Below are 934 nucleotides of genomic sequence, written 5' to 3'. Positions count from 1 at the left end.
GGGAAATGTATCCGACTGTCAAATTTGACTTCCTTGGATACCAGTTCAGGCCGCGACAGGTGGCGACTTCACAGCGGAATGAGTTCTTCTGTGGCTATACCCCAGCGGCCAGTCCGGCGGCGCTAAAATCGATGCGGGCCACGATCAAGAGCTTGAACATTCCGCGGCAAACGCCGGGGACGCTGGCTGAAATCGCCAAACAGATCAATCCGCTCCTCCGGGGATGGATTGCCTACTATGGGCGGTTCAGTCGTTCGGACCTGTTCTCTCTGGCTGACTATGTCAATCGGAAGCTCAAGGCCTGGATCATGCGAAAGTACAAGCGCTTTCGGTTCCACAAAACTCGGGCTTCGCAGTTCCTGCGGCAACTTGCCCGAGATAGACGGGACCTCTTCGTACACTGGCAGGCGTTCGGAACGAACACGTTTACCTGATGGGAGCGGTGTGAATCGAGAGGTTCACGCACCGTTCTGCGAGAGGCCGGCAGGTGAAATCCCTCCGGCCTACTCACCCCTGGCTGACTTTCCTCGGTGCGTTGCGCTGCGACCAGATGACCGCGCCCTGCGTCTTCGATGGCCCGATCAATGACGAATGTTTCGACGCCTACGTCCGACAGCAGTTGATCCCGACCCTCAAGCCCGGCGACATCGTCATTCTCGACAATCTCGGCTCCCATAAGGCCAAGACCATTCGCGATGCAATCAGGGCGGCCGGCGCCAGACTAATGGTTCCTGCCGAAATATTCCCCCGATTTCAATCCGATCGAGCAGGCCTTTGCCAAGATCAAGCACTGGATGCGCCTGGCTCAGAAGCGAACCATCGATGACACCTGGCGCCACATCGGACAGCTCGTCACAACCATCGAGCCCAGCGAATGCAGCAACTACTTCGCCAATGCCGGATATGCTTCCGTGAAAACCTGAAACGCTCTAGG

General features: G+C 57.3%; 1 protein-coding gene and 1 pseudogene. Both read left to right on the top strand.

Features of this window, described 5'->3' with window-relative positions:
* Positions 1 to 434 (top strand): group II intron maturase-specific domain-containing protein (locus tag EFR00_RS32800; protein WP_272785013.1); only part of this gene is annotated, 434 nt, incomplete at its 5' end.
* 80 nt (positions 435 to 514) lie between these two features.
* A pseudogene (locus EFR00_RS32795) lies at positions 515 to 923 on the top strand (IS630 family transposase); the annotation flags it as partial.
* Positions 924 to 934: the final 11 nt, after the last annotated feature.

The organism is Rhizobium sophoriradicis (assembly GCF_003939025.1).
In the GTDB taxonomy this organism is placed as follows: domain Bacteria; phylum Pseudomonadota; class Alphaproteobacteria; order Rhizobiales; family Rhizobiaceae; genus Rhizobium; species Rhizobium sophoriradicis.
This window is presented reverse-complemented; position numbering and strand designations above follow the sequence as displayed.